Genomic DNA, 22,453 nt, shown 5'->3' with positions numbered 1-22,453 from the left:
AACCTCAAACCTTTTCAGGCTTCCGGGTGGCAGAGTGATGAGCTTTGCGCCGCTTGGGTTCCGGCGCGCTGGTCTGGAACATCGCCAGCATCCGGCCCGTGACGGCGTACCCGCCTGCGGCATTCCCCGCGCCCAGCAACACCGCGACAAAACCAGCCGCCTGTTCGGCCACGCTCGCCGCATCGAGCAGGCCGATAAGCCCGCCGATCACCACGATGCCATGGATAAAATTCGAGCCCGACATCAACGGCGTGTGCAGAATCGCCGGGACCCGCCCGATGATGACCCAGCCGGCGAACGCGGCGAGCATGAAGATATAAAGCCCGACGAAGCCAACACTGTTCATGAGGTCTTCTCCTGGGTTGCGGCATCCGCCGGGTTCAGCGAATGCATGAGTTTGCCGGCGTGGGTGAGTACCGTTTGCGCCAGAATCTGATCGTCCCAGTCGATGCTGATGACGTTGTTCTTCAACATCAGCGCCAACAGGTTGAACTGGTTTTTCGCATACAGCAGGCTGGCGTCCTGGCTCAACGATGAGGGCAGATTCAACGGCGCCATCAGGGTTACCCGACCGATCGTGACGGTCTGTCCGGGCACGCAGCCTTCGCAGTTGCCGCCGCCTTCGGCGCCAAGATCGACGATCACCGCGCCAGGCTTCATCCCGGCAAGCTGTGCGGCACTGATCAGCCGCGGAGACGGCCGCCCCGGCACTGCCGCCGTGGTAATGACCAGGTCCGCCTGTTGGATATGCTCCGTCAGCACTTGAGCGACTTGGGTTTTCTCTGCCTCACTCAGCTCCCGTGCATAGCCGCCCTTGCCTCGCGCATCGACCCCGACATCGACAAACTCGGCCCCCAGGGACCGCGCCTGTTCCGCGGTTTCCGGGCGCACGTCGTAGCCCTCCACCACCGCGCCCAGGCGATGGGCAGTCGCGATCGCCTCCAGCCCCGCCACGCCCAACCCCAGGACCAATACCCGCGCCGGCCCCACGATACCCGCCGCGGTGGTGACTTTTGGCAGGATGCGAGACATCTGTACCGAGCCCAGTTGGACCGCATAGTACCCAGACAACGCCGATTGACTGGACAGTGCATCCATCGACTGGGCCCGCGTGATGCGCGGCAGGCGCTCCATGGCAAAACACGTGATTTGGCGCTCCAGTAAACGTTGCACCAAGGCCGGATTCTTCTGCGCATACACAAAACACAGGAGTACCGACCCGGGCTTCATCTTGCCTACGACTTCCAGCGAGGGCGCCTGCACCGCGAGAAGCACATCGGCCTCATGCAGCCACTGTCCGCCGCTGGACACGAACAGCACATCCGAATAAGCAGCGTCCGGCAAAAAACTCGCTTCACCCGCCCCCGCCTGCATATGAAGCCTTGCCCCCAGCGCGCATAACTTCGCGCAGAGGCCAGGCACGAGGGCCACACGTCGTTCGTGCGGGTGGGTTTCTTTCAGCACAGCCACATTGACGTACATCGCGCGCTCCGTTGAAGGCACCCGCGCATGGCCGGGCACCCGGAATGTAAACAGGACAAGGCTTCAGATCGGCGCCTGAGCCAACACGTAACGCACCAGTTTTTTATTCACGAACTGCTGGATACCCATGTCGCCCAACTCGCGGCCATAGCCGGAGTCCTTGATGCCGCCAAAGGGCAACTCGGCGTCGCTCCAACTGATGTTGTTGATGAACATCATCCCGGTCTCGACGCGACTTGCCACACGACGCCCCCTGTCCAGGTCACGTGTAAACACCGAGCCGCCCAGGCCGAAGTCGGAGTCGTTGGCCAGGGCAATCGCGGCGTCTTCGTCCTTGACGCGGAAAAACAGCGCCACCGGGCCGAAGAACTCATCCCGGAACGCCGGGTTTTCAGGGGCAATGTCAGTGAGAATGGTCGGCGTCATAAAGGCGCCGGGGCGATCGATACGTGTGCCCCCAAGCAGAACCTTCGCTCCGTGATCGGTCGCCGTGCGAACCTGCCCGAGCAACTGCACCAATGCCGCTTCCGAAGACAGCGGGCCCAGGGTCGTCGCTTCGTCCATGGGATCGCCGGGTTTCAGCGCCGCGAGCCCGGCCTGAAAGCCCTTCAGGAAGGCATCGGCGACCTTATCCACGACAATGAAGCGTTTTGCCGCGCAACAGGTCTGCCCGCAGTTGTACATCCGCCCCCAGATCGCCCATTTGACGGCCAGCTCCAGGTCGGCGTCTTCCAGCACAATGAACGCGTCGCTGCCGCCCAGCTCCATGGAAGACGGTTTCAGGTTCTGCCCGGCCCAGGCCGCCAGGCTGCGGCCCGCGGCGACACTGCCGGTCAGTGCAACCCCGCGAACACGCGGGTCATCGACCACCTGTCTGGACTGTTCATGGGAGATCGACAAGTTGGTATAAAGCCCGGCAGGCGCGCCGGCTTCGAGCAGGATTTGCTCGAAGGCCATCGCGCATTGAGGCACGCAACCAGCATGCTTGATCACCAACACGTTGCCTGCCATCAAATGCGGACCGGCCACGCGAGCCAACTGATAGAACGGAAAGTTCCACGGCTCGACCCCGAAGATCACGCCGATGGGGCTGCTCTCCATGTGCGCCTCGCCTTGGCTCGGCTCCAGCGCTTGCGGGGCCAGGAAGCGTTCCGCGTTCTTGGCGTAGTACGCCATGATATCGGCGCTGAATTTGACTTCGCCTCGGGCCTCGTCGATGCGCTTGCCCATTTCCAGTGTGATCTTACGGGCCAGGGCATCGAAGCGCTGATGCATCAATTCACCGGCCTTCGCGATGATCGAGGCGCGCTGGGCATACGTTGTGTGTTTCCACGTCGCATAGCACTGCGCCGCAGCCGCCAGTTTGTGCTCCAGTTGCTCAGCCGTCAGCGTATCGAATTGTGCGAGCAACTCGCCGTTGTATGGATTGATCGTTGTATAAGCCATAACGGTTGCCTTCCCATGAGATTGAGTTAACCAACGTCAACCGGCTACCTTCAGCCGCCGTCCCCACGAACCGGCATTACGTTGGCCTGAATGCATTCAGCTGGCTAGCGTCGGAAACTACTTACGTCTGCCCCCTTGAGCCCGGGCCAGGGCCTGAAGAGCGGGCACTCTAACGGTGCCGTCGGCGCACTTCGTTGGCGCAAAGCGCGGTGATGTGAACCGAAAGGCGGCCTGAACAAGGCGCTCAGCGTGAATGGCCTGCTGGCTCGCGATCAACCGAGCGGTTTAGAACCGTCGGGGTTCGGTAAATACTTACATAGATCAATTAAGCCGCCTTACAAACTGCATAGGATTGCGCATCAGGCAATACGACTTTGCGTCTTGCCAGGAGGGGTAATCATGCAAGTCAAGCAATCCATGTCGGAAGATGTGTTGCCACGTCAGGCATCAGGCCCGGCATCGGCCTACTGTCCTCTCCCCGCTGAACGGTTGGGCGGCATCGATCAGAAACTTCGCCAGACCGCGCAATTGGTTTCACTCATCGTCGGGCAGCTTGAGGCCTGTGAATTCGACCCCGCGACACCGGCGCGCAGGGTGCTTGAACAATTGGATGCCACGCTGGAGAAATTGTTGAGTCGATTCGGGCTCGACCAACCCGCCCCCGCGACAGACTATGATCGCCACGCAGCGGTGGATTTCCCCATACAGGCCCTCTTCAAGGCATTGGCTCAAGACTTTTTGCCGTTGGCCGCCGCCCAGCACCGCAACCTGCGAATCGTGCCGTGTTCGTCGTGGGTCAGGAGCCTTCCCGATTGCCTCAGGCAACTCTTGAGCGGTCTGCTTGCCAACATCATGGACAGTACCAGTACGCTGCGCCTGACACTGGGCTGCAGGCGCCACTCGGAGTGGCTGAGCATCGAGCTGTGGTTCGCGGGCTGCAAAAGCCGCGACGACGCCTTGCGTATCGTGTCGATGCCTGTCTATGAGGCTTCGCTGCCGGGTGCCTGTGGCAAGCCTGCCCTTCGCTCGATAGCGGAACTCAGCGCGATGCTGGGTTTACAGCTTCAGGTCAAAACCGCCGACGAACGCGCGACGCTGATCTCCATCAGCGCGCCGTTATCGCCGTCAGTCGTTCAGCCCGGCGCGCGCAGGCAACAGAACGCTCGAGCGCTGGGCATGGCTCGCACGTGCCTGCTGTTGATCGTGGAACCGGACGCCCTGCTAGGCGATATGCTCAGTTGCGGTTTGGGGGCGCTGGGCTATCGAACGGCAGCGGTGCGCGATAGCGTCGCCGCGTTGGAATGGATCGCGCGCTCGGGCATTCAACCGGACCTGATCTTGACCGAGCACGTGCTCGAGCGGTCCTCGGACGGCGTCCAACTGGTGCAAAAGATTCGCGATCAATTCAGTCGAGCCACACCCGCGGTCATATTGACCGCCGAGACGAAAAAGCAGGTTTCCCAGTCCGCCCTGACCGCCGACTGCATGCTCCTTCGCAAACCGGTGAGCCTGAACCTGCTGCGCGTCACCCTCGCCAGTGCATTGAGTACACACGCCGAAGTACACGCTGTTCACGCCATGCCCCCGTCGCGCCAACCCGTCATTTACGTGGTGGACGACGACGCCGCGCTGCGCAGCGACTTGCGCACGCTATTGGAGTCGGAAGGTTACCTGGTGCGCGACTACGGCGCTGCCGAGCAGTTTCTCGACAGTTATACCGCTGACCAACCGGGCTGCCTGATCATTGATGCGCGCCGCTCGGGCATCAGCGGGCTTGAGACGGTGGCCCGTCTTAAAGCACAGGGCGACGAGTTGCCCGTTCTGATGATCAGTTGCAACAGCCGCGTTGCCGATGTCGTCGATGCGATGAAGGCTGGGGTATGCGACTTCATTGAAAAGCCGTTTCGTTATCAGCAGCTGTTAACCAGCGTGAAGAAAGCGTTGGCCAGCCAAGTCGCAACCGAGAGTTCCCAGGTCCTTCGCAAGGCTGCGATTGACCATATCAACCACCTCACCGCACGGCAGCGCCAGATTCTGGCGATGGTGCTGGACGGTCATCCGAGCAAAAACATCGCTGCCAACCTGGGGATCAGTCAACGGACAGTGGAAAAGCACCGAGCGTCGATCATGAGCAGGACCGAAGCCAGGTCGATTCCCGAACTCGCCCGCATCGCCCTGGCAGCCGGCGAAAAAACACTCTCGGCGGCTGCCAATGACAAACGCAATGGACTCATCCGCGGGTAATCGCGGACGGTTATGTCGAACCCGGCGATTCAAGGCCGCTGGGCGATACCATCAGATTGTCGACAACCTTCTGCACACCCGCAGTGCCCGATGCCGTCAACCGCGCCATATCCCGCTCCGGGAGCGATCCGACAACCCCCGAGAGCGTGACTTCCCCGCCCTCCACGCGCACGTCGATAGCGTGGGCGTCGATGATCGCCTTGCGGCGAAACGCTGATTCGATATCGGTCTTGATGGTTTGCGCAGAGGCATGGGCCTTGACGACGATATCGTTACTGATCCCCTTGATCCCTTGCAGATAGCGCACCGCATAGCCGGCCGTCTGGCGCTGATGCTCAGAGTCCACTTCTCCGCTGAGCACCAGCCAGCCATCGGTCACGCTGACTTTGACGCGGTGGTCCGCCAGCGAGGTATTCCATTGCAATGCGGAAACGGCGGCCGCGACAAGATCACTGTCGGTCCGCACATGACTGGAAGGCAGCACGACATCGATCTGGTTGAGCAGATCCACGACACCGGCGACATGTGCGACCGCCTGTTCCGCGTGCCAGCGCTCGGCGTGACTGGCGACATTGCCGGAAAGCGTGACGATGCCATCGGACACTTGAACCAAAATCTGATCGGCTTTGAGTGCCAGGTCCCAATTCAGTTCTTCGATCACCTGTTGCCTAAGCTTTTCATCGGTATTCATAAAAAAGCTCCAGAATTTTTCAAAAGTCTCAATCAGCCAAAGCGTATCCGGTTGCGATGTTTTTCAGCAGGTCGGAAAGTACCCATCCTTGGCGCGGGAGCGGTGATTCAGGCGCGTTTTTTGGCGCTAGACCGGCAAAGGCTGCGCGACCGCCGGCAGTTCGACACTGTCCCGATACTCCGGCACCGACACCGACCAGCCCAGTTCCTGGCTGATGCGCCGCCGCAGCACGTCCGAGGCGTTCGGCTCGCCATGTACGACGTAGGTGTGTTTCGGCGCACGCTTGAAGCCGCGCAGCCACTGCATGATTTCATCGGCATCGGCGTGTGCGGACAGGGTTTGCATCGGCACCACCTCGGCGTTGATCGGCACGTCCTGGCCGTGGATACGCACCGACGGCACACCCGCGACAATCTGCGCGCCACGTGTGCCGCCGGCCTGAAAGCCTGGCACCAACAGGGTGTTGAGCGGGTTGGGCGCCAGCGCCTTGAGGTGGTGCAGCACCCGCCCACCGGTGGCCATGCCACTGGCGGCAATGATGATCGCGGGGGTGCGCTGCTGGTCCAGGTCAATCGACTGTTGCACGGAACACACAAAGTGCGTGCCATCGCACATGCCCTGGCAGTCCTCCAGCGACAGCCGATGCTCTGAGCGAAAGCGCTGGTACAGGCGGGTGACGTCGGTGGCCATCGGGCTGTTGAGGTAGATCGGCAGGTCCGGGATCGCGTGCTGTTGTTTGAGTCGATACAGGTGATACATCAGCAGTTGCGCGCGCCCCACCGCAAACGACGGCACCAGGGTGATGCCGCGCCGCAGCGCCGTGCGGTTGATCACGTCCGCCAGTTGCTGTTCGGGAGGCTCAGCGGGGTGTCGACGATCGCCGTAGGTGGATTCCACCAGCAGGTAATCGGTCTGCTCGATGGTTTCCGGGGCGAACATCAGGGGATCGTTTGGCCGCCCCAGGTCGCCGGAACACACCAGCGTGACGCCATCGGCGACGACTTCGACCGTCGCCGCGCCAAGAATATGCCCGGCGTCACGCAGCAGGATGGTCAAGCCCGGCGCGATCGCGACCCGGTGGTGCAGCTCGATCGGCCGCAGCAGCTTCAACGCGCGCTCGGCGTCCTGTTCGGTATAGAGCGGCAGCGCCGGGTCGTGCTTGGAGAAACCATGCCGATTGGCGAATTCGGCCTCTTCTTCCTGCAGGCGGCCACTGTCGCGCAGGAGGATTTTCGCCAGCTCGCAGGTGGCCGGCGTGGCATACACCGGCCCGCGATAGCCGTTGCGCACCAGTACCGGCAGGTAGCCGCTGTGGTCCAGGTGGGCGTGGGTCAACACGATGGCGTGCAGGTCTTGAACCGGCAGCTGGAACGTGTCCCAGTTGTGCAGGCGCAATTGCTTATAGCCCTGGAACAGGCCGCAATCGATCAGTACGTGCAGGTCGCGATGCTCCAGCAAGTACTTGCTGCCGGTGACCGTACCGGCCGCCCCGAGAAATGTCATACGCATGGCTATGTCCTTGAGGTCTCATGGAATCGGTGGTTTCAGTCAACCCAGGGTGATGGCTTGACGATCATCAAACTGCAGGAGGTGCGGTTCAGCACACTCTCGGCGGTGCTGCCGATCAGCCGGTCAAGCTTGTCGCGATAGACCGTGCCAAGCACCACCACGTCGAATGCATTGCGCCGGGCGAACAAGCTGATCACTTTGTGCGGAATGCCGGTCAGCACATGTTGGCGTTCCTGCTCGACCCCATAGCGTTCGGCGAGCACATCGAAGGCTTCCACCTGCGCGTCATTGACCGCCTCGCCCAAACTGCTATCCAGGCTTTGGGTCGGCACGCTCGTGGGGGTATCGCCCACCACCGACCAGTTGCTGACATTGAGCAGGTGCAGATGGGCATCGCACACATGCGCCAATGTCGAAGCCAGTTCGAGGACGCGCTCGTTCAGCCCATATGTGAGTTCTTCGAGGTGCGACAGGTCAATGGCCGCGAGTACTTTCAGCGGTTTGGGGTGCCTGGCGTCGGTGACCAGGTGCAGACAGGCCGGACAATCGCGCAACAACAGCCAATCCAGGGGTTGATGGAAGGTCCGGTCAAGGGCCGAGACATGCTGGACGTCTTTGATCACCAGGTCGGCGTGAAAGTCGTTCACATACGCCAGCACATGCGCCAGGTTGGGTTTGGCCCACACCACTTCACAGCTGACCGCCAGCCCCGCACGCCGTTGAAAGCGCACTTGCTGCTCCAACCAGTGGCGGTGGACCTGCAGGTAGCCTTCCCTGGCCTGAGCCATCGCGTCATGGTCAAACAGGCCGGCCACCTCCAGCGATGCGACATAATCAAACGCCACAATGTGCAACAACGCGCCGGTTGCAATGGCCAGTGCCTGGGCCCGGTCAAAGGCCGGGGTGCGTGTCATCTCCGAGGGGGCAATCAATAAAATACGTTTGAGTGGCAGCATTAGATACCTCGGCCTGGGCGCATGTAATCACCTGACTGCAACCCGACGTCCTAGCGAGTAGCGTGGTGCCCTGTTGTTGTGACTGAAAACCGTCGGTCAAGTATCTGGCGCCATAGGGCGCGCGCTCTGATCTTTGTCAACTAATGGCTGCCTTTCACACAATGAGTGAATCACTCAGGCCTTGTTGATATAGCTCAATGATTTTCCGTGGTTCGAGCGTAGAAACCAGTGACTGGCCACTCTCGGCCCGTCATCAGCCACGAATTCGATTGAGGACACCATCATGAGCGACTTGAGTTTGCGCAAAGCCATTATGGAAGAGCTTGAATTCCAACCGCAGATCGATGCAGCCAGCATCGGTGTTGCCGTGGAAAACGGCGTTGTCACGCTCACCGGACATGTCAGTAGCTATGAACAGAAGGTCTGCGCCGAGCACGCGGTAAAAGGCATCAAAGGCGTGCGCGCAGTCGCCGAGGAGATCCAGGTGCGCCTGCACAAAGGCGCCGGAACCGCGGACGACACCATCGCCTCCCGCGCCCTGAGCATCATCAACTGGAGCGCCGACGTACCGGCGAATGCGGTTAAGGTCATCGTTCAGAACGGCTGGATCACCCTCGAAGGCCAAGTCGACTGGCAGTACCAGAAAGAAACCGTAGAGAAGGCGGTGCGCAAGCTGTCCGGCGTGCTTGGGGTGGATAATCGGCTGACCCTGAGCCCGCGGGTAGACATCGTCGATATCCGCAAACGCATCGAAGATGCGCTCAAACGCAATGCTGAAGTGGACGCCAAGGATATTCATGTCAGGGTCGACGGTGATGTGGTCCGGCTCGACGGCAAGGTTCACCTGTGGCGCGAGCGCAAGCTCGTAGAACGGGCGGCCTGGTCGGTGCCGGGCGTCACGCGGGTGGAAGATCACCTGCTGCTCGCCTGAGGTGATGCAGGCTCCAGTGCGCCGACTGGGGCATCCAACGTTTGTGTCTGCCTTGCGTGCCCTTTTTTGAGTCAAGGTCATGAAAAAGAACCATCAGTGGAACCTGTCTTACTTTCTGACCGCGTTTGTCGTGTTCACCGTTGTGCAGTTTCTATGGACGGAACACCGCGTGGTGCAAAGCATCCCGTACAGTCAGTTTCTGCAGTTGCTGAACGAGCAGAAAGTCAGCGACCTGCAGGTCGAGAAAGACCAGATCAGCGGCAAGCTGCAAGTGCCGATCGACGGCCATAACCTGTTCACGACGGTGCGGGTCGACCCGACGTTGGCCACCAGCCTGGCGCAGTCGGGCGCGAGCTTCACCGGGGTCACTGACAATACCTTTTTAAGCGGCCTGCTGGGTTGGCTGCTGCCTTTTATGCTGATCATGGTGGTCTGGCACTTTTTGTTTCGCGGCGTCGCGGAAAAACAGGGCCTGGGCGGGCTGATGAACATCGGCAAGTCCCGGGCCAAGGTGTTTGTCCAGCGCGACACCGGGATCACCTTCGCGGATGTCGCCGGCATCGACGAAGCCAAGGCCGAACTGGTGGAGATCGTCTCGTTCCTCAAGGACAAGGCCAAGTACGCACGGCTGGGCGCGCATATTCCCAAAGGCACGCTGCTGGTCGGTCCGCCGGGCACCGGCAAGACCCTGGTGGCCAAAGCCATCGCTGGCGAAGCCGGGGTGCCGTTTTTCTCGATCTCGGGCTCGGAATTCGTCGAGATGTTCGTCGGCGTCGGCGCCGCGCGGGTCCACGATCTGTTCGAACAGGCGCGCCAAGCGGCGCCGTGCATCATTTTCATCGATGAACTGGATGCCCTGGGCAAGATGCGTGGCGTCGGTGTAATGGGCGGCAATGACGAAAAGGAACAGACTCTCAACCAGCTGCTGGCCGAACTGGACGGCTTCGATCCCCGCGAGGGCGTGGTGCTGCTCGCTGCGACCAATCGCCCGGAGATTCTCGACCCGGCGCTGCTGCGCGCCGGCCGGATCGACCGCCAGGTGTTGATCGATCGCCCTGACCGCAAGGGGCGGCAGGCGATTCTCAAGGTCCACCTGCAGAAAATCACCGTGGACAAGGCCCTCGACAGCGAGCGCATTGCCGACATCACCACCGGTTTCACCGGCGCCGACCTGGCGAACCTGGTCAACGAAGCGGCGATTGTCGCCACCCGCCGTGGCGCCGACACGGTCGGCCTGGACGACTTCACCGCGGCCGTGGAACGCCTGATCGCGGGCATCGAACGCAAGAGCAGCGTGCTGCGCCCCGAAGAACGCCAGGTGGTGGCGTACCACGAGATGGGCCATGCACTGGCGGCGAGCCACCTGCCGGCCATGGACCCGGTACACAAGGTGTCCATCGTGCCGCGCGCCATTGGCTCGTTGGGCTACACGCTGCAGCGCCCGACGGAGGACCACTTCCTGATCAGTTGCCAGATGCTCAAGGACCGCATCGTCGTGCTGATGGCCGGCCGCGCCGCCGAATTTCTGATATATGCTCAGACGTCCACCGGGGCCGCCGATGACCTGGCCCGTGCGACGGATATCGCGCGGCAGTTGGTGACCCGCTTCGGCATGAGCGCCGAACTGGGGCAGTCGGTGCTGGAGCGACAAAACATGACCTACCTGGGTGAGCAGATGCAGAGTACGGGGCAGAAAGATTATTCGGAGCAGACCGCCAGGGAAGTCGACCTGTGTATACGCGGCCTGCTCGACGAGGCCTACGCCCGCGCCAAGAGCCTACTCCAGGCGCATCGCGCCGACCTGGAGGCCGGCGCGCACCTGTTGATGGAAAAGGAAAGCCTAACCCCAGAGGACTTCCCCGCGCTGCTGCCGATGAAACCCGTGCCGGTCGCCGCAGGTTGAGCGTCGCCCTGAAACCACGCACTGAGGCTCGCCATGCTGGCCGTCACGCTGATTAATACGCTGGTGGTCATCATCGCCGTGGTCATTCATTACGAATGCCTGTTGCGCCTGAACGACTGGCTGCCGCGGCTCAAGGTCTGGAGCCGCTTCAGGATGGTCATCGGAGTATTCGGTGCCCTGCTCGCCCACGCGATCGAAGTCTGGTGCTTCGCCCTGGTCTATTACCTGATGACACGCGACGGCGAGTGGGGCAGCCTGTCGGGCCAGTTCGATGGCTCGTTCATGGACTGCGTGTACTTTTCCTTCACGACCTACACCACCATCGGTTTCGGCGACATCACCCCCATGGGCCACATCAAGTTCCTGACCGGCCTGCAAGCGCTGACCGGTCTGGTGCTGATCACGTGGACGGCGTCCTTTCTGTTCCTGGAAATGCAGAAGTACTGGAAGAACAAGTAGCCCCTAGCCGGCCGGGGTCCATTGCCAGTTCAGCACCTCGGGCAGGTCTTCGCCGTGTTCGATCAGGTACAGCTTGTGTTTCTCCATCATCGCCCAGTAGCGCGCCTGCGCGGTGTGGCGTTGCTCGTGCAGCCGGGGCACGCGCTCGATGACGTCCAACGCCAACCGGTAGCGATCCAGGTTGTTGATCACCGCCATATCGAACGGGGTGGTGGTGGCGCCCTCCTCTATGAAGCCGCGCACATGGAAGTTGTCGTGATTGGTGCGCTTGTACAGCAGCCGATGCACCAGCGCCGGGTAGCCGTGGAAGGCAAAGATCACCGGTTTGTCGGTGGTGAACAACTCATCGAAGGCGGCATCCGCCAGGCCATGGGGATGCTGCGATGACGACTGCAGCACCATCAGGTCCACCACATTGATGACCCTGACCCGCAGATCCGGCACGTATTCGCGCAGCAATGTCACGGCGGCCAGAGTTTCCAGGGTCGGTACGTCGCCGGCGCAGGCCATGACCACGTCCGGCTCCTGATCATCGCGGCAGGCCCAGTCCCAGCGGCCGATGCCCGCCAGGCAATGGCGCACGGCCGCGTCGATATCCAGCCACTGCCACTCCGGCTGCTTGCCCACTACGATGACATTGATGTAATTGCGGCTGCGCAGGCAGTGATCCGCCACCGACAGCAGGCAGTTGGCATCCGGCGGCAGGTAGATGCGCGCCACGTCGGACTTCTTGTTCGCCACCAGGTCGATGAAGCCGGGGTCTTGATGAGAGAACCCGTTGTGGTCCTGGCGCCAGACATGGGACGTCAGCAGCAGGTTGAGCGACGCCAGCGGCTTGCGCCAGGGCACGTCGGCCGCAGTTTTCAGCCACTTGGCATGCTGGTTGACCATCGAATCGACGATATGGATGAACGCTTCGTAACACGACAGCAGGCCATGACGCCCGGTGAGCAGGTAGCCTTCGAGCCAGCCCTCACACACGTGTTCGCTGAGAATCTCCATGACCCGACCATCCGCTGCCAGGTTCACGTCGTCAGCCTCCAACGGGTCCATCCACGCCTTGGCGCTGACCTCGTACACGGCGTCCAGGCGATTGGAGGCGGTTTCATCCGGGCCGAACAGGCGGAAGTTGGCGGCGCCCTGTGCGTTTTTCATCACGTCGCGCAAAAAGCTGCCCAATACCCGGGTCGCCTCGGCACGCAGGCAACCGGGGGCCGGCAGGGCTACCGCGTAGTCGGTAAAGCGTGGCAAGTCGAGCGTGCGTAATACCAGCCCGCCGTTGGCGTGCGGGTTGGCGCTCATGCGGCGGTGCCCGGTGGGCGCCAGCGCGGCGATTTCCGGGAGCAAGGCACCGTCGGCATCGAACAGTTCGTCGGGACGGTAGCTGTTCAGCCATTCCGCCAACTGCTGCACATGCCCCGGCGCCTGAAAGTTGGCCAACGGCACTTGGTGTGCGCGCCAGGTGCCTTCGACCCGACAGCCATCGACAAATTTCGGCCCGGTCCAGCCTTTGGGCGTGCGCAATACCAGCACCGGCCACAGCTGGCGCTCCGGCGTCTCGGCGCGCCGGGGCTGGCGCGCCGCGTGCTGAATCTCGCGGATTTTCAGCAGCATGGTGTGAAGGGTGCGGGCAAGCTCCTGATGCACCTGCGCCGGGTCATCGCCTTCGACGAAGTACGCATCGTAACCATAGCCGTACAACAGCGCCGACAGTTCATCTTCGCTGATCCTGGACAGGACCGTCGGGTTGGCGATCTTGTAGCCGTTGAGGTGCAGGATCGGCAGCACTGCCCCATCGCGCGCGGGGTTGATGAATTTGTTGGAGTGCCAGCTGGCGGCCAGCGGGCCGGTTTCGGCCTCGCCGTCGCCGATCACGCAGGCGACGATCAGGTCCGGGTTATCGAAGACCGCGCCATAGGCGTGCGCCAGGCAGTAACCCAGCTCGCCGCCTTCATGGATCGAGCCTGGGATTTGCGCCGAAACGTGGCTGGAAATCCCATAGGGCCAGGAAAACTGCCGAAACAGCCGCAGCAGGCCATTGGCATTGCGCTCCACCGAGGGATAACACTCGGTGTAGGTGCCTTCCAGGTAGGTCTGCGCGACCACCGCCGGCCCGCCATGCCCGGGGCCGGCGACAAAGAGCATGTTCAAGTCGTACTGGTTGATCAGCCGATTGAGGTGCGTATAGAGCAGATTCAGCCCCGGCGTGGTGCCCCAATGCCCCAACAGGCGCGGTTTGATGTGCGCCAGGGTCAAGGGTGTCTTTAACAACGGGTTGCTCTTGAGGTAGATCTGCCCGACCGCCAGGTAATTGGACGCCCGCCAATACGCGTCCAGCCCTTCCAGCTCCTCTGCACTCAAAAAATCGCTCATACACCCCTCCGTCAAGGCTCGACCCGTGGATTGTCGTTCGTCGATTCTGGGTGCCTCAACTGCGCGAGGCTTGATGTATATCAAGTCTTAAAGCCGGCGCTGAAGCTCAATTGAAACAGGAACTCGGGATATTGAGCAAAAGCGCTGGCAGCGCATTTTCCTCGTTCTCTCTATCACTCAGGCACATGCCTGGACGGAGCGCATGCATGAATGCCCATCACCTGCGTTTAGTCGGTCGCTCGACGGTGCTACCGCACACCTCTTGCCCCAGACCGGTAATCCCCCCCAAAACGGCATGTTCCGGTTGCGGCGTGTCGGCATGCAGCTTGCCGATCGGTCTCGATAGTCCTGACGTGTCCCACTTGGATGCGTTGGTGGTGCAACGCTTCAAGGTCAAAAAAGGCGCAGCTTTATTCCGTACCGGCGACCCCTTGCGTTCGCTGTATACGGTTCGCACCGGCTCGTTCAAGACCGGCATCGTGTCTGTCGATGGCCGTGAACAAGTGACCGGTTTTCAACTCTCCGGCGATATGCTCGGCCTGGACGCCATCAGTGACGATGCACACGCCTGCACGGCGGTCGCCCTTGAGGACAGTGAGGTCTGCCCCATCCACTTCGCCCATCTGGAGAGCCTGGCGCGTAACCTTCCGTCGCTGCAGCACAACCTCACGCGGCTGCTGAGCCGTGAAATCGTGCAGGATCACACCCTGCTGATGCTGATGGGCAACATGAGCTCGGATGAACGCCTGGCCGCGTTCCTGCTGAACCTGTCGCAACGCTTCAGCTCCCGCGGGTATTCGGCCAGGCACTTTGTGCTGAAAATGCGCCGTGAGGAAATCGGTTCCTACCTGGGCTTGCGCCTGGAAACCATCTGCCGCGGCATCGCGCACCTGCGCGACCAGGGGTTGGCGCAGATCGTCGGCCGCAACGTCACGATCCTGGACCTGGAAGGTCTCAAGCGTCTGGTCGCGGGCTGCCGCCGACCGATCTAGCATTACCGCCCGAACACCTGGAGATTCGTCATGCGTGCGATGGTTCTGCACACCCCCGGCCAACCGCTGCAACTGGAGCAGCGCCCGATCCCGGCACCCGGAAGCGGGCAGCTGTTGATCAAGGTCCTGGCCTGTGGCGTGTGCCGCACCGACCTGCACCTGGTCGACGGCGAGTTGCCGCAAGCGCAACTGCCACGGGTGCCAGGCCATGAAATCGTCGGTGAAGTGACGGCCGTGGGCGCCACGGTCGGGGCTGACTGGATCGGCCGCCGCGTCGGGGTGCCGTGGCTCGGCTGGACCTGCGGCGAGTGCGCTTTCTGTCGATCGGGCCGGGAAAACCTCTGCGATCAGGCGCTGTTCACCGGCTGCAATCTGGACGGCGGCTACGCTGAATACACGGTGGCGGACGAACGCTTCTGCCTGCCGATTCCCGACACACTGTCGGACGTTCAAGCCGCGCCCCTGTTGTGTGCCGGCCTGATCGGCTTTCGCGCCTTGCAAATGGCCGCCGACGCCGCCCACCTGGGGCTTTACGGCTTCGGTGCGGCCGCCCATCTGGCGATCCAGGTGGCGCTGGGCCGCGGGCAACAGGTGTACGCGTTCACCCGCCCGGGTGACAGCGCAGGCCAGGCCTATGCACGCTCATTGGGCGCTGTGTGGGCCGGGCCTTCGGACCAACTGCCGCCGCACCTGCTGGATGCCAGCCTGATATTCGCCCCGGTCGGAGCGCTTGTACCGCTGGCATTGGCCGCCACCGTCAAGGGCGGCTGTGTGATTTGCGCCGGGATTCACATGAGCGATATTCCGGCCTTCCCCTATCGACTGCTATGGGGCGAGCGCAGCGTGCGTTCAGTGGCGAACCTGACCCGACAGGACGGCACAGCGTTTTTTCAAACCGTGCAGCACACGCCGGTCCACTGCGACATCACCCGCTTCGCCCTGGAAGACGCCAATCAGGCACTCGCGCACCTGCGCAGCGGGCAGTTCAACGGCGCGATTGTGCTGACCCCATAACACGCAGCAGCGGCTATTTGCGGGTCGCGCTGGTCAGCATATGGATCGCTCTCTCGTTGGCTTCGTCAGCGGTGCGCTGGGCCTGGTTGGCCAGCGCCATCGCCTGCTCCGCCTTGAGGTAGGCTTCGTCAGCGCGCAGGCGCGCCGTGGCGGCATTGTTTTCCGCGGAGTCCAGGCGAGCCTCAAGCTCCTTGACATGTTGACTGCACCCGGCGGACGTTGCCAATACCAGTGCCAACAGTGAAACGGACAGGTAGCGGTTCATGGTGTTTCCCCTCGATTCATCGCGGTAAGAAATCAACAACGCACATTTTCAGTATCCGGCGTGAGCCCGCCGAGCCTCTGACCTTTGTCAATAAAGGATCAGCGGCCGGGCTAGCCCTTGACGTCGCTTCCCGGCTGGCGGATCGCTAAAATGCTGCCCGGCACCGAATACAGCGCCCGTTCGGTGTTGCTGCCGATCAGTCGGTCGAGCCCGACCCGGTGAGCAGTCCCCATGACCACCACGTCGGCCTGGAATTGCTCGACAAACTCCTGAATCACCGGCACTGGCTGGCCCATGACAAAGTGGCGTCTTTCCGGCGGTACGCCATAACGGTCGGCCAAGGTCACGAATGCCTGGTGCAACGACTGGCGCAGCTCTTCGGCGAAGTCCACGTTCCAACCGCCCATGGCCATCGGCGCATCGCCGTTGAATGCCGGGGACAGGTCATAGGCGTACAACAGATGCAGCGGCGCATCGCATTGCAGGGCCATGGAGTAGGCGCACTGAATGATGGTGTCGTTCAGACCGCTGATCTGCGTGCCGGGCTCGAACGGATCGACGGCCGCCACCACGCGATGGGGCAAACCGTAGCGCGCCTGGCTCACCAGATGTAGGGGTGTCGGGCACTCGCGCAGCAGGTGGCAATCGAGCGGGGTGATGAATATGCGCTTGAGAACCGGCTCCAGCTTCACGTCCTTGATCACCAGGTCCGGGTTCAGATCGGCGATCGTGCGCAGGATCTCCAGCACAGGGTGGGTGGTGAAGAGCAATTCAACCGTCACCTTCAGCCCGTTACCGCCCAGGCGCTGGACTTCGTCGATCAGCCAATCGCGATAGCGGTGCAGGTAGTCCTGGAAAACCGACTCATCGACGTGTTCTTCCCACAAATGAATGATCGGCGCAGGTTCGATAAACGCCCTGATATCGAGCGCCGCGCCGCTGGCCTTGGCCAGGGCCACCGCGCGCAGCAGCGCCGGGGAGTGATACAACGAACGGTCGGTGATCAGCAACAGACGTTGATATTGGCTCATTTCGCACCTCGTCGGGCACCGGTTGGTCCTGGCGCCAGGTTCAATCCTTCATCAACTGCGCGTCGGTTTGATCGCCCACATGCTGCACGGCGCGTGGTGCAGCAGGCTTTCGGCGGTAGTGCCCAACAGCTTGTTCAAGCCCCAGTGCTGCACGGTGCCCATAACGATGATGTCGATCTGGTGATCGCGGGCGAAGTCGCAAATGTTGAAGAGCGGCGTGCCCTCGATAAAGTGCCGATGCTCGACGGGAATCCCCTGGCGCTCGGCCAACGCGGCAAACGCCTCATGCTGGGCTTCATTCAACGACTCATAGAGCCCGGCGGCCAGGGGCACCGCGCCGAAGCCCATGTCCTTGGCATACACCGCGGCCCAGTCGTACACATGCAGCAACTCGAGCTGGGCCTGGCATTGCGCGGCCAGCTTGACCGCCGCTTCGACAATCTGGTCGTTGAATATCTGATCCTGCTCCTCGCTGCGCAACACATCGACAATCGCCAGCACCTTGCGTGGCAACGGGTGGCGCGAGTCGGTGACCAGATGCACCGGCACCGGGCAGTCGCGCAGCAGTTGCCAATCCAGCGGGGTGAAGAACACCCGTTTCAACGCTGGCTCTTCCTCGGCATCCTTGATGATCAGGGCCAGCGACATCTCGTTGACGAAATGCAGGATTTCCTCATAAGGATGATGCACCCAGACTACTTCGCTGGTGACCTCGACCCCGCGCTGGCGCATCACCTCGGCCTGCTCGGCGAGCCAGTGGCGATGGGTGTCCAGGTACCCTTCCCGGGCCCGATTGATCTGTTCGGGCGCAAACAACCCGGCGATCGCCAGGGCCTGCAAATAGTCGAATGCCACGATATGCAACGGCAACTGCATCGCGCGCGCCAAGGCAGCTGCACGATCGAACGCCGGTGTGCGGGTCATGGACGAAGGGGCAATCAACAGTAAACGCTGAGTCTGCAACATGGGGGCACCTCGGCACGCGGCCATCTGATTCGGTGGATAGGCCTTCAGATTGAGCGTTCCGGCTCAGCGGCTACTTGATCTTTATCAGTTGGTGCCCGCAAAAGTTGATTTTCATCAACAGCCGCCGGGCCCCTTGCCCCTAGCCTGCATCAAGACTTGCAGCGTCACCGGCTCCGTCGGAGGGCACCATGATCGAAGATGAGCAGCAAGTGTTGGTGAGGGCGTTGGACGCGGCGACAAACCCGGTGCTGATCACCGAGAGATCGGGTTGCATTGTGTGGATCAACCGAGCGTTCAGCCTGTTGAGTGGCTATTCGAAGCTGGAGCTGGTCGGTAAAACCCCGCACCTTTTGTCGTCGGGACGGCAAACCACCACGTTCTATCGGGAACTGTGGATGACCATCATGGCGGGCCTGACCTGGCAGGGTGAGATGGTCGAGCGCCGCAAGGACGGCTCCAACTGTACGATCAATCAGGTCATTACCCCGGTGCTCGACCCGCAGGGCGTGGTCACGCACTTCATCGCGATCCTGCACAACTTCAAGGTGATGGACGAAGAACGTGCGCGCATGCAACAACTGGCGTTCCATGACGGACTGACCGGTTTGCCCAACCGCAGCCTGTTTCTGAGCCTGCTCAATCAAGCGATGAGTCATGCCACCCAGCAGCAACAGCCGCTGGCGTTGATGTTTATCGACCTGGACCGTTTCAAAGCGGTCAACGACACCCATGGGCATGCGTGCGGCGACAAGTTGCTGGTGGCGGTGGCCGAACGCCTCAGCCAGTCGGTGCGCAGGTCCGATGTCGTCGGCCGTTTGAGCGGCGATGAATTTGCGATCCTGGTGACCGGCATGGACCACGCCAGGCAGGTCGAGGTGTTGGCCGATAAATTGATCGGCGCAATCAACCAGCCGTTCATGATCGATGCCCACCGCCTGAACACACACATCAGCGTCGGCATCAGCCTGTATCCATGGGACGGGGCAAGCGTCGAGCAACTGCTCGCACGGGCCGACGACGCGATGTACCAGGCTAAACGACGCGGTGGCAGCGCCTGTCATTTCAACCTGCTTAGCCAGCCTGCCGACTGAACGGCGCACACCTCGCGCCCACCGTATGTGCGGTGGGCATAGCCCATTCTCAAACGTCATAATCCTGGGTTTTGTGGCGTGGTAATCTCTGACGACTATGAATAGGCATTGATCGTCAGTCGACAATGACCAGAACCAGGAAAGATCATGCCCAAAGTGTCCCACTCAGCCCTGCGTCGTAATTTCCGTGAACTGCTTGCTACGCCACTGTGCGTTGAGACGGCCTCTGTGTTCGACCCGATGTCGGCGCGTATCGCCGCCGACCTGGGCTTCGAGGTCGGCATTCTGGGGGGCTCGGTCGCTTCGCTGCAGGTACTGGCGGCACCTGATTTTGCGTTGATCACCTTGAGTGAGTTCGCTGAACAGGCCACCCGGATCGGCCGCGTTGCGCAGTTGCCGGTGATTGCCGATGCCGACCACGGCTATGGCAATGCCCTGAATGTCATGCGTACCGTCGCGGAGCTGGAACGCGCAGGCGTAGCGGCACTGACGATTGAAGACACGCTGTTGCCGGCGCAGTTCGGGCGCAAATCGACCGATCTGATTTCCATCGAGGAAGGCATCGGCAAAGTCAGGGCCGCCCTTGAAGCACGGGTCGACCCCGAGCTGTCCATCATCGCCCGCACTAACGCGAAGGTGTTGCCGACCGAGGCCGTGATCGAACGCACCCTGGCCTATGAAAAAGCCGGTGCCGATGGGATCTGCATGGTGGGTGTCAGCGACTTCGAGCACCTTGAGCAGATTGCGCAACAACTCACGGTGCCCTTGATGCTGGTGACCTACGGCAACCCGAAACTCAATGACAGCCAGCGCCTGGCAAGCCTGGGAGTACGCATCGTGGTGGCCGGCCACGGCGCCTACTTCGCGGCGATCAAGGCCACCTACGACAGCCTGCGCGCCCAACGTCAGCTCACCCACAGCACCTCGAACCTCAGTGCCACCGAGCTTACTCACACCTACACCCTGCCGGAGAGCTACGTGGCCTGGGCCAAAGAGTTCATGGATGTAGAGGAGTGAGACTGACCCCGGGTGCGCGTCTAGCCGACCCAGCCGACAGCGGTTTTCGGAACCACCTCCGACTCATCCAGCTTTGACGCAAACATGCTCACGGCTTGCACCGCATCGCTGGTGCTGGTGCGGATCTGCAGAATCACCGAACCCGCCTGGTCGGCCAGGCTGACGCCACGTTGCGCGCCTTCCTGGGTCGCGCTCATGCTGGCGACCGCGTCACGGGTTTCCGACAGAATCAGGCCGATCATCTCGGCAATCTCGGCCGTCGAACGGCTGGTGCGCCCCGCCAGTTGCCTGACCTCATCGGCCACCACCGCAAAACCACGGCCCTGATCGCCCGCGCGCGCGGCCTCGATGGCGGCGTTGAGCGCCAGCAGGTTGGTCTGGTCGGCAATACCGCGAATGGTATTGACGATCGCAGTGATCTGCTCGGAACGATCACCCAGTTGCCCCACCAGACGTGCGGAGGCGCCGATGTTTTCGGCAATGCGGCGCATTTCACTGGCGGTTTCGTGGATCACCTGGGTGCCATGTTCGGCGAATCGCTCGGTTTCCGAGGAGATATGGTAAGCGCGGGAAGCACCGCGTGAATCCTCCTCGAACTTCTCGACGCGCTCGCTGATGTCGCTGGCGAACTTGACGATTTTGATCAGCTTGCCGTCGCCGTCATACACCGGGTTGTAACTCGCTTCCAGCCACACCACGCGGCCGTGCTTGCCGATGCGCTTGAATTGCCCGGTGAAGAATTCACCATTGTTCAAGCGCCGCCAGAAGTCGGCGTACTCAGGGCTGTTGACCTGGGTCGGTTCGCAAAACATACGGTGATGTTTGCCTTTGAGTTCCGTCAGTGAATACCCCATGACCGCGAGGAAATTCTCGTTGGCATCGAGCACTTGCCCGTTCAAGTCGAACTCGATCACCGCCATCGCCCGGTCCAGCGCAGCCAGCTTGCTGCGGGTCGCCGCCTCCTGCTCCACTTTGCGCGTGACGTCGAGGGCGTACTTGACCACTTTCACGACCTGGCCACGCTCATCCAGCACCGGGTTGTAGCTGGCCTCCAGCCAGATGATCTTGCCGTGGGCGTCCACGCGCTTGAATGTGCCCGAGACGAACTTGCCGGCCCTGAGTTCCTGCCAGAACTCGGCATAGGCAGGGCTGCTGGTCAGCGCCGACGGGCAAAAATCACGGTGGGTCTTGCCGGCCAATTGAGCGCTGCTGTAACCCAGGGTTTTCATAAAGTTGTCATTGGCGCGCAACACCTTGCCATTGAGGTCGAATTCGACCACGGCCATGGAGCGCTCAAGCGCGGCAATCAATCCTTGGTATTCAGCGACTTCGGCCCTCCTGGCCGCCAGTTCTGTTTTTAGTGTGTGATTGAACATGACGTAGCCTCAGCCGTGCGTGGAATCGGGGGTTATCTCCTGCGCTATCGGCCAATAAATACCGGACTTGACCGATGAAAAATAAATATCATTTGACGTCAAATACCCGTCGCTCGCCACGCCTGCAACGCCGAAGAGTACTGATCCTCGCGCCCCCTGTGTTTAAATTGGCGGCCCTTTTCCCTGCCAAGAGAACGTCATGGCCAACCACGACCTGTCCTTCACCCCTGATCCGGATGCCGACTCGATTTCCTCCGACGTGATCGGCTTCAACGGCATCCTGGTCTCCACCCAGATCCCGACCCGCGCCGACGGCAGCCTGGAACTGGGCGACATCACCGCGCAAAGCGAATGCACCCTGCAAGCCCTGAAAGTCGCCCTTGAACGCGCCGGCAGTTCCATGGACCGGGTGATGCACCTGACCATCTACCTGACCGACATGGCCGACCGCGCGGCGTTCAACGAGGTCTACAAGCGCTTCTTCGCCAAGCCGTGGCCGGTGCGTGCCGCAGTTGGCGTGGCGGCTCTGGCGGTGGAAGGCATGCGCGTGGAGGTCACCGCGATGGCCGCCAAGGCCTGAACCCGCGTCGATTGAAACACCCGTCATTGGCCTGGCACCTTGCAGGCCAAGCCCGCCGGCGGCCCTGCGGTAGGTGCCGGTCAGGCGTTTCACGGCTACAATGCGCGCCTCGACCGTGACAAGCCTG

19 protein-coding genes and 2 pseudogenes are annotated in these 22,453 nt (G+C 61.6%); 9 read left to right on the top strand and 12 right to left on the bottom strand.

Features of this window, described 5'->3' with window-relative positions; all coding sequences use genetic code 11:
• Positions 1 to 4: 4 nt before the first annotated feature.
• The 3 genes from TU80_RS06775 to TU80_RS06765 all read right to left on the bottom strand — a co-directional run bounded on the left by TU80_RS06775 (position 5) and on the right by TU80_RS06765 (position 2,928).
• On the bottom strand, positions 5 to 346 hold the full coding sequence (locus TU80_RS06775; RefSeq protein ID WP_017845766.1) for an NAD(P) transhydrogenase subunit alpha part 2: 342 nt from the start codon (positions 344 to 346) through the stop codon (positions 5 to 7).
• The gene (locus TU80_RS06770) at positions 343 to 1,482 is read right to left on the bottom strand and encodes an NAD(P) transhydrogenase subunit alpha (protein ID WP_017845765.1); all 1,140 of its coding nucleotides are present in this window, start codon (positions 1,480 to 1,482) and stop codon (positions 343 to 345) included. Before TU80_RS06770 ends, TU80_RS06775 begins: the two co-directional genes overlap by 4 nt.
• A gap of 63 nt (positions 1,483 to 1,545) precedes the next feature.
• Positions 1,546 to 2,928: an NAD-dependent succinate-semialdehyde dehydrogenase gene (locus TU80_RS06765; protein WP_046383385.1), complete on the bottom strand. Its 1,383-nt coding sequence runs from the start codon at positions 2,926 to 2,928 to the stop codon at positions 1,546 to 1,548.
• Positions 2,929 to 3,327: 399 nt separating this feature from the next.
• On the opposite strand from TU80_RS06765, the gene TU80_RS06760 reads away from it, so the two are divergent.
• Positions 3,328 to 5,172 carry a response regulator gene (locus tag TU80_RS06760; protein ID WP_057004089.1) on the top strand — a complete coding sequence of 615 codons (1,845 nt, stop codon included), beginning with the start codon at positions 3,328 to 3,330 and terminating at the stop codon, positions 5,170 to 5,172.
• 10 nt (positions 5,173 to 5,182) lie between these two features.
• Here the strand turns inward: TU80_RS06760 and TU80_RS06755 are convergent, their stop codons facing one another.
• The 3 genes from TU80_RS06755 to TU80_RS06745 form a co-directional block, all read right to left on the bottom strand.
• A complete protein-coding gene (locus TU80_RS06755) occupies positions 5,183 to 5,863 on the bottom strand; it encodes a BON domain-containing protein (RefSeq protein ID WP_017845762.1) in 681 nt (226 codons plus the stop codon).
• 126 nt (positions 5,864 to 5,989) lie between these two features.
• Complete coding sequence (locus TU80_RS06750; protein WP_057004088.1) at positions 5,990 to 7,372, bottom strand: MBL fold metallo-hydrolase RNA specificity domain-containing protein; 1,383 nt, start codon at positions 7,370 to 7,372, stop codon at positions 5,990 to 5,992.
• 35 nt (positions 7,373 to 7,407) lie between these two features.
• Positions 7,408 to 8,328, bottom strand: a complete 921-nt coding sequence (locus tag TU80_RS06745) for a universal stress protein (RefSeq protein WP_057004087.1) — start codon at positions 8,326 to 8,328, stop codon at positions 7,408 to 7,410.
• A gap of 283 nt (positions 8,329 to 8,611) precedes the next feature.
• On the opposite strand from TU80_RS06745, the gene TU80_RS06740 reads away from it, so the two are divergent.
• The 3 genes from TU80_RS06740 (at position 8,612) to TU80_RS06730 (ending at position 11,621) form a co-directional block, all read left to right on the top strand.
• Positions 8,612 to 9,259, top strand: coding sequence for a BON domain-containing protein (locus TU80_RS06740; RefSeq protein WP_057004086.1), 648 nt, complete (start codon positions 8,612 to 8,614; stop codon positions 9,257 to 9,259).
• A gap of 79 nt (positions 9,260 to 9,338) precedes the next feature.
• Positions 9,339 to 11,162 carry an ATP-dependent zinc metalloprotease FtsH gene (gene ftsH, locus TU80_RS06735; RefSeq protein ID WP_057004085.1) on the top strand — a complete coding sequence of 608 codons (1,824 nt, stop codon included), beginning with the start codon at positions 9,339 to 9,341 and terminating at the stop codon, positions 11,160 to 11,162.
• Positions 11,163 to 11,195: 33 nt separating this feature from the next.
• Entirely contained in the window at positions 11,196 to 11,621 is a 426-nt protein-coding gene (locus TU80_RS06730; RefSeq protein WP_046383380.1) for a potassium channel family protein, read from the top strand.
• A gap of 3 nt (positions 11,622 to 11,624) precedes the next feature.
• Here TU80_RS06730 and TU80_RS06725 read toward each other — a convergent pair whose 3' ends face one another.
• On the bottom strand, positions 11,625 to 13,994 hold the full coding sequence (locus TU80_RS06725) for a phosphoketolase family protein (protein WP_057004084.1): 2,370 nt from the start codon (positions 13,992 to 13,994) through the stop codon (positions 11,625 to 11,627).
• 362 nt (positions 13,995 to 14,356) lie between these two features.
• On the opposite strand from TU80_RS06725, the gene TU80_RS06720 reads away from it, so the two are divergent.
• Positions 14,357 to 14,986 carry a helix-turn-helix domain-containing protein gene (locus TU80_RS06720; RefSeq protein ID WP_017845755.1) on the top strand — a complete coding sequence of 210 codons (630 nt, stop codon included), beginning with the start codon at positions 14,357 to 14,359 and terminating at the stop codon, positions 14,984 to 14,986.
• A 30-nt stretch (positions 14,987 to 15,016) separates the two neighbouring features.
• Positions 15,017 to 16,000: a zinc-dependent alcohol dehydrogenase family protein gene (locus TU80_RS06715; RefSeq protein WP_057004083.1), complete on the top strand. Its 984-nt coding sequence runs from the start codon at positions 15,017 to 15,019 to the stop codon at positions 15,998 to 16,000.
• A gap of 13 nt (positions 16,001 to 16,013) precedes the next feature.
• Here TU80_RS06715 and TU80_RS06710 read toward each other — a convergent pair whose 3' ends face one another.
• The 3 genes from TU80_RS06710 to TU80_RS06700 form a co-directional block, all read right to left on the bottom strand.
• Entirely contained in the window at positions 16,014 to 16,265 is a 252-nt protein-coding gene (locus TU80_RS06710; RefSeq protein WP_017845753.1) for an Lpp/OprI family alanine-zipper lipoprotein, read from the bottom strand.
• Between the two features lie 110 nt (positions 16,266 to 16,375).
• The gene (locus tag TU80_RS06705; protein ID WP_057004082.1) at positions 16,376 to 17,296 is read right to left on the bottom strand and encodes a universal stress protein; all 921 of its coding nucleotides are present in this window, start codon (positions 17,294 to 17,296) and stop codon (positions 16,376 to 16,378) included.
• 51 nt (positions 17,297 to 17,347) lie between these two features.
• Positions 17,348 to 18,262: a universal stress protein gene (locus tag TU80_RS06700; RefSeq protein WP_017845751.1), complete on the bottom strand. Its 915-nt coding sequence runs from the start codon at positions 18,260 to 18,262 to the stop codon at positions 17,348 to 17,350.
• Positions 18,263 to 18,450: 188 nt separating this feature from the next.
• Between TU80_RS06700 and TU80_RS06695 the strand changes: the two genes are divergently transcribed.
• The gene (locus TU80_RS06695) at positions 18,451 to 19,353 is read left to right on the top strand and encodes a GGDEF domain-containing protein (RefSeq protein WP_017845750.1); all 903 of its coding nucleotides are present in this window, start codon (positions 18,451 to 18,453) and stop codon (positions 19,351 to 19,353) included.
• A gap of 147 nt (positions 19,354 to 19,500) precedes the next feature.
• Complete coding sequence (locus TU80_RS06690; protein ID WP_046383376.1) at positions 19,501 to 20,370, top strand: isocitrate lyase/PEP mutase family protein; 870 nt, start codon at positions 19,501 to 19,503, stop codon at positions 20,368 to 20,370.
• Between the two features lie 20 nt (positions 20,371 to 20,390).
• Here TU80_RS06690 and TU80_RS33905 read toward each other — a convergent pair.
• Positions 20,391 to 20,867: pseudogene (locus TU80_RS33905) on the bottom strand (methyl-accepting chemotaxis protein); the annotation flags it as partial.
• Positions 20,868 to 20,978: 111 nt separating this feature from the next.
• A pseudogene (locus tag TU80_RS33900) lies at positions 20,979 to 21,746 on the bottom strand (PAS domain-containing protein); the annotation flags it as partial.
• A 199-nt stretch (positions 21,747 to 21,945) separates the two neighbouring features.
• Between TU80_RS33900 and TU80_RS06680 the strand changes: the two are divergent.
• Positions 21,946 to 22,326: a RidA family protein gene (locus tag TU80_RS06680; protein ID WP_046383374.1), complete on the top strand. Its 381-nt coding sequence runs from the start codon at positions 21,946 to 21,948 to the stop codon at positions 22,324 to 22,326.
• Positions 22,327 to 22,453 lie beyond the last annotated feature (127 nt).

Origin of the sequence: Pseudomonas veronii (assembly GCF_001439695.1) — a bacterium.
Lineage (GTDB): Bacteria > Pseudomonadota > Gammaproteobacteria > Pseudomonadales > Pseudomonadaceae > Aquipseudomonas > Aquipseudomonas veronii.
This window is presented reverse-complemented; position numbering and strand designations above follow the sequence as displayed.

Coding starts and splice junctions, on each gene's coding strand:
- TU80_RS06690 (WP_046383376.1), top strand. CDS start 19,501: ATGCCCAAAGTGTCCCACTCAGCCCTGCGTCGTAATTTCCGTGAACTG.
- TU80_RS06725 (WP_057004084.1), bottom strand. CDS start 13,994: ATGAGCGATTTTTTGAGTGCAGAGGAGCTGGAAGGGCTGGACGCGTAT.
- TU80_RS06745 (WP_057004087.1), bottom strand. CDS start 8,328: ATGCTGCCACTCAAACGTATTTTATTGATTGCCCCCTCGGAGATGACA.
- TU80_RS06695 (WP_017845750.1), top strand. CDS start 18,451: ATGATCGAAGATGAGCAGCAAGTGTTGGTGAGGGCGTTGGACGCGGCG.
- TU80_RS06705 (WP_057004082.1), bottom strand. CDS start 17,296: ATGAGCCAATATCAACGTCTGTTGCTGATCACCGACCGTTCGTTGTAT.
- TU80_RS06700 (WP_017845751.1), bottom strand. CDS start 18,262: ATGTTGCAGACTCAGCGTTTACTGTTGATTGCCCCTTCGTCCATGACC.
- TU80_RS06730 (WP_046383380.1), top strand. CDS start 11,196: ATGCTGGCCGTCACGCTGATTAATACGCTGGTGGTCATCATCGCCGTG.
- TU80_RS06755 (WP_017845762.1), bottom strand. CDS start 5,863: ATGAATACCGATGAAAAGCTTAGGCAACAGGTGATCGAAGAACTGAAT.
- TU80_RS06680 (WP_046383374.1), top strand. CDS start 21,946: ATGGCCAACCACGACCTGTCCTTCACCCCTGATCCGGATGCCGACTCG.
- TU80_RS06740 (WP_057004086.1), top strand. CDS start 8,612: ATGAGCGACTTGAGTTTGCGCAAAGCCATTATGGAAGAGCTTGAATTC.
- TU80_RS06710 (WP_017845753.1), bottom strand. CDS start 16,265: ATGAACCGCTACCTGTCCGTTTCACTGTTGGCACTGGTATTGGCAACG.
- TU80_RS06775 (WP_017845766.1), bottom strand. CDS start 346: ATGAACAGTGTTGGCTTCGTCGGGCTTTATATCTTCATGCTCGCCGCG.
- TU80_RS06760 (WP_057004089.1), top strand. CDS start 3,328: ATGCAAGTCAAGCAATCCATGTCGGAAGATGTGTTGCCACGTCAGGCA.
- TU80_RS06770 (WP_017845765.1), bottom strand. CDS start 1,482: ATGTACGTCAATGTGGCTGTGCTGAAAGAAACCCACCCGCACGAACGA.
- ftsH (WP_057004085.1), top strand. CDS start 9,339: ATGAAAAAGAACCATCAGTGGAACCTGTCTTACTTTCTGACCGCGTTT.
- TU80_RS06750 (WP_057004088.1), bottom strand. CDS start 7,372: ATGCGTATGACATTTCTCGGGGCGGCCGGTACGGTCACCGGCAGCAAG.
- TU80_RS06715 (WP_057004083.1), top strand. CDS start 15,017: ATGCGTGCGATGGTTCTGCACACCCCCGGCCAACCGCTGCAACTGGAG.
- TU80_RS06765 (WP_046383385.1), bottom strand. CDS start 2,928: ATGGCTTATACAACGATCAATCCATACAACGGCGAGTTGCTCGCACAA.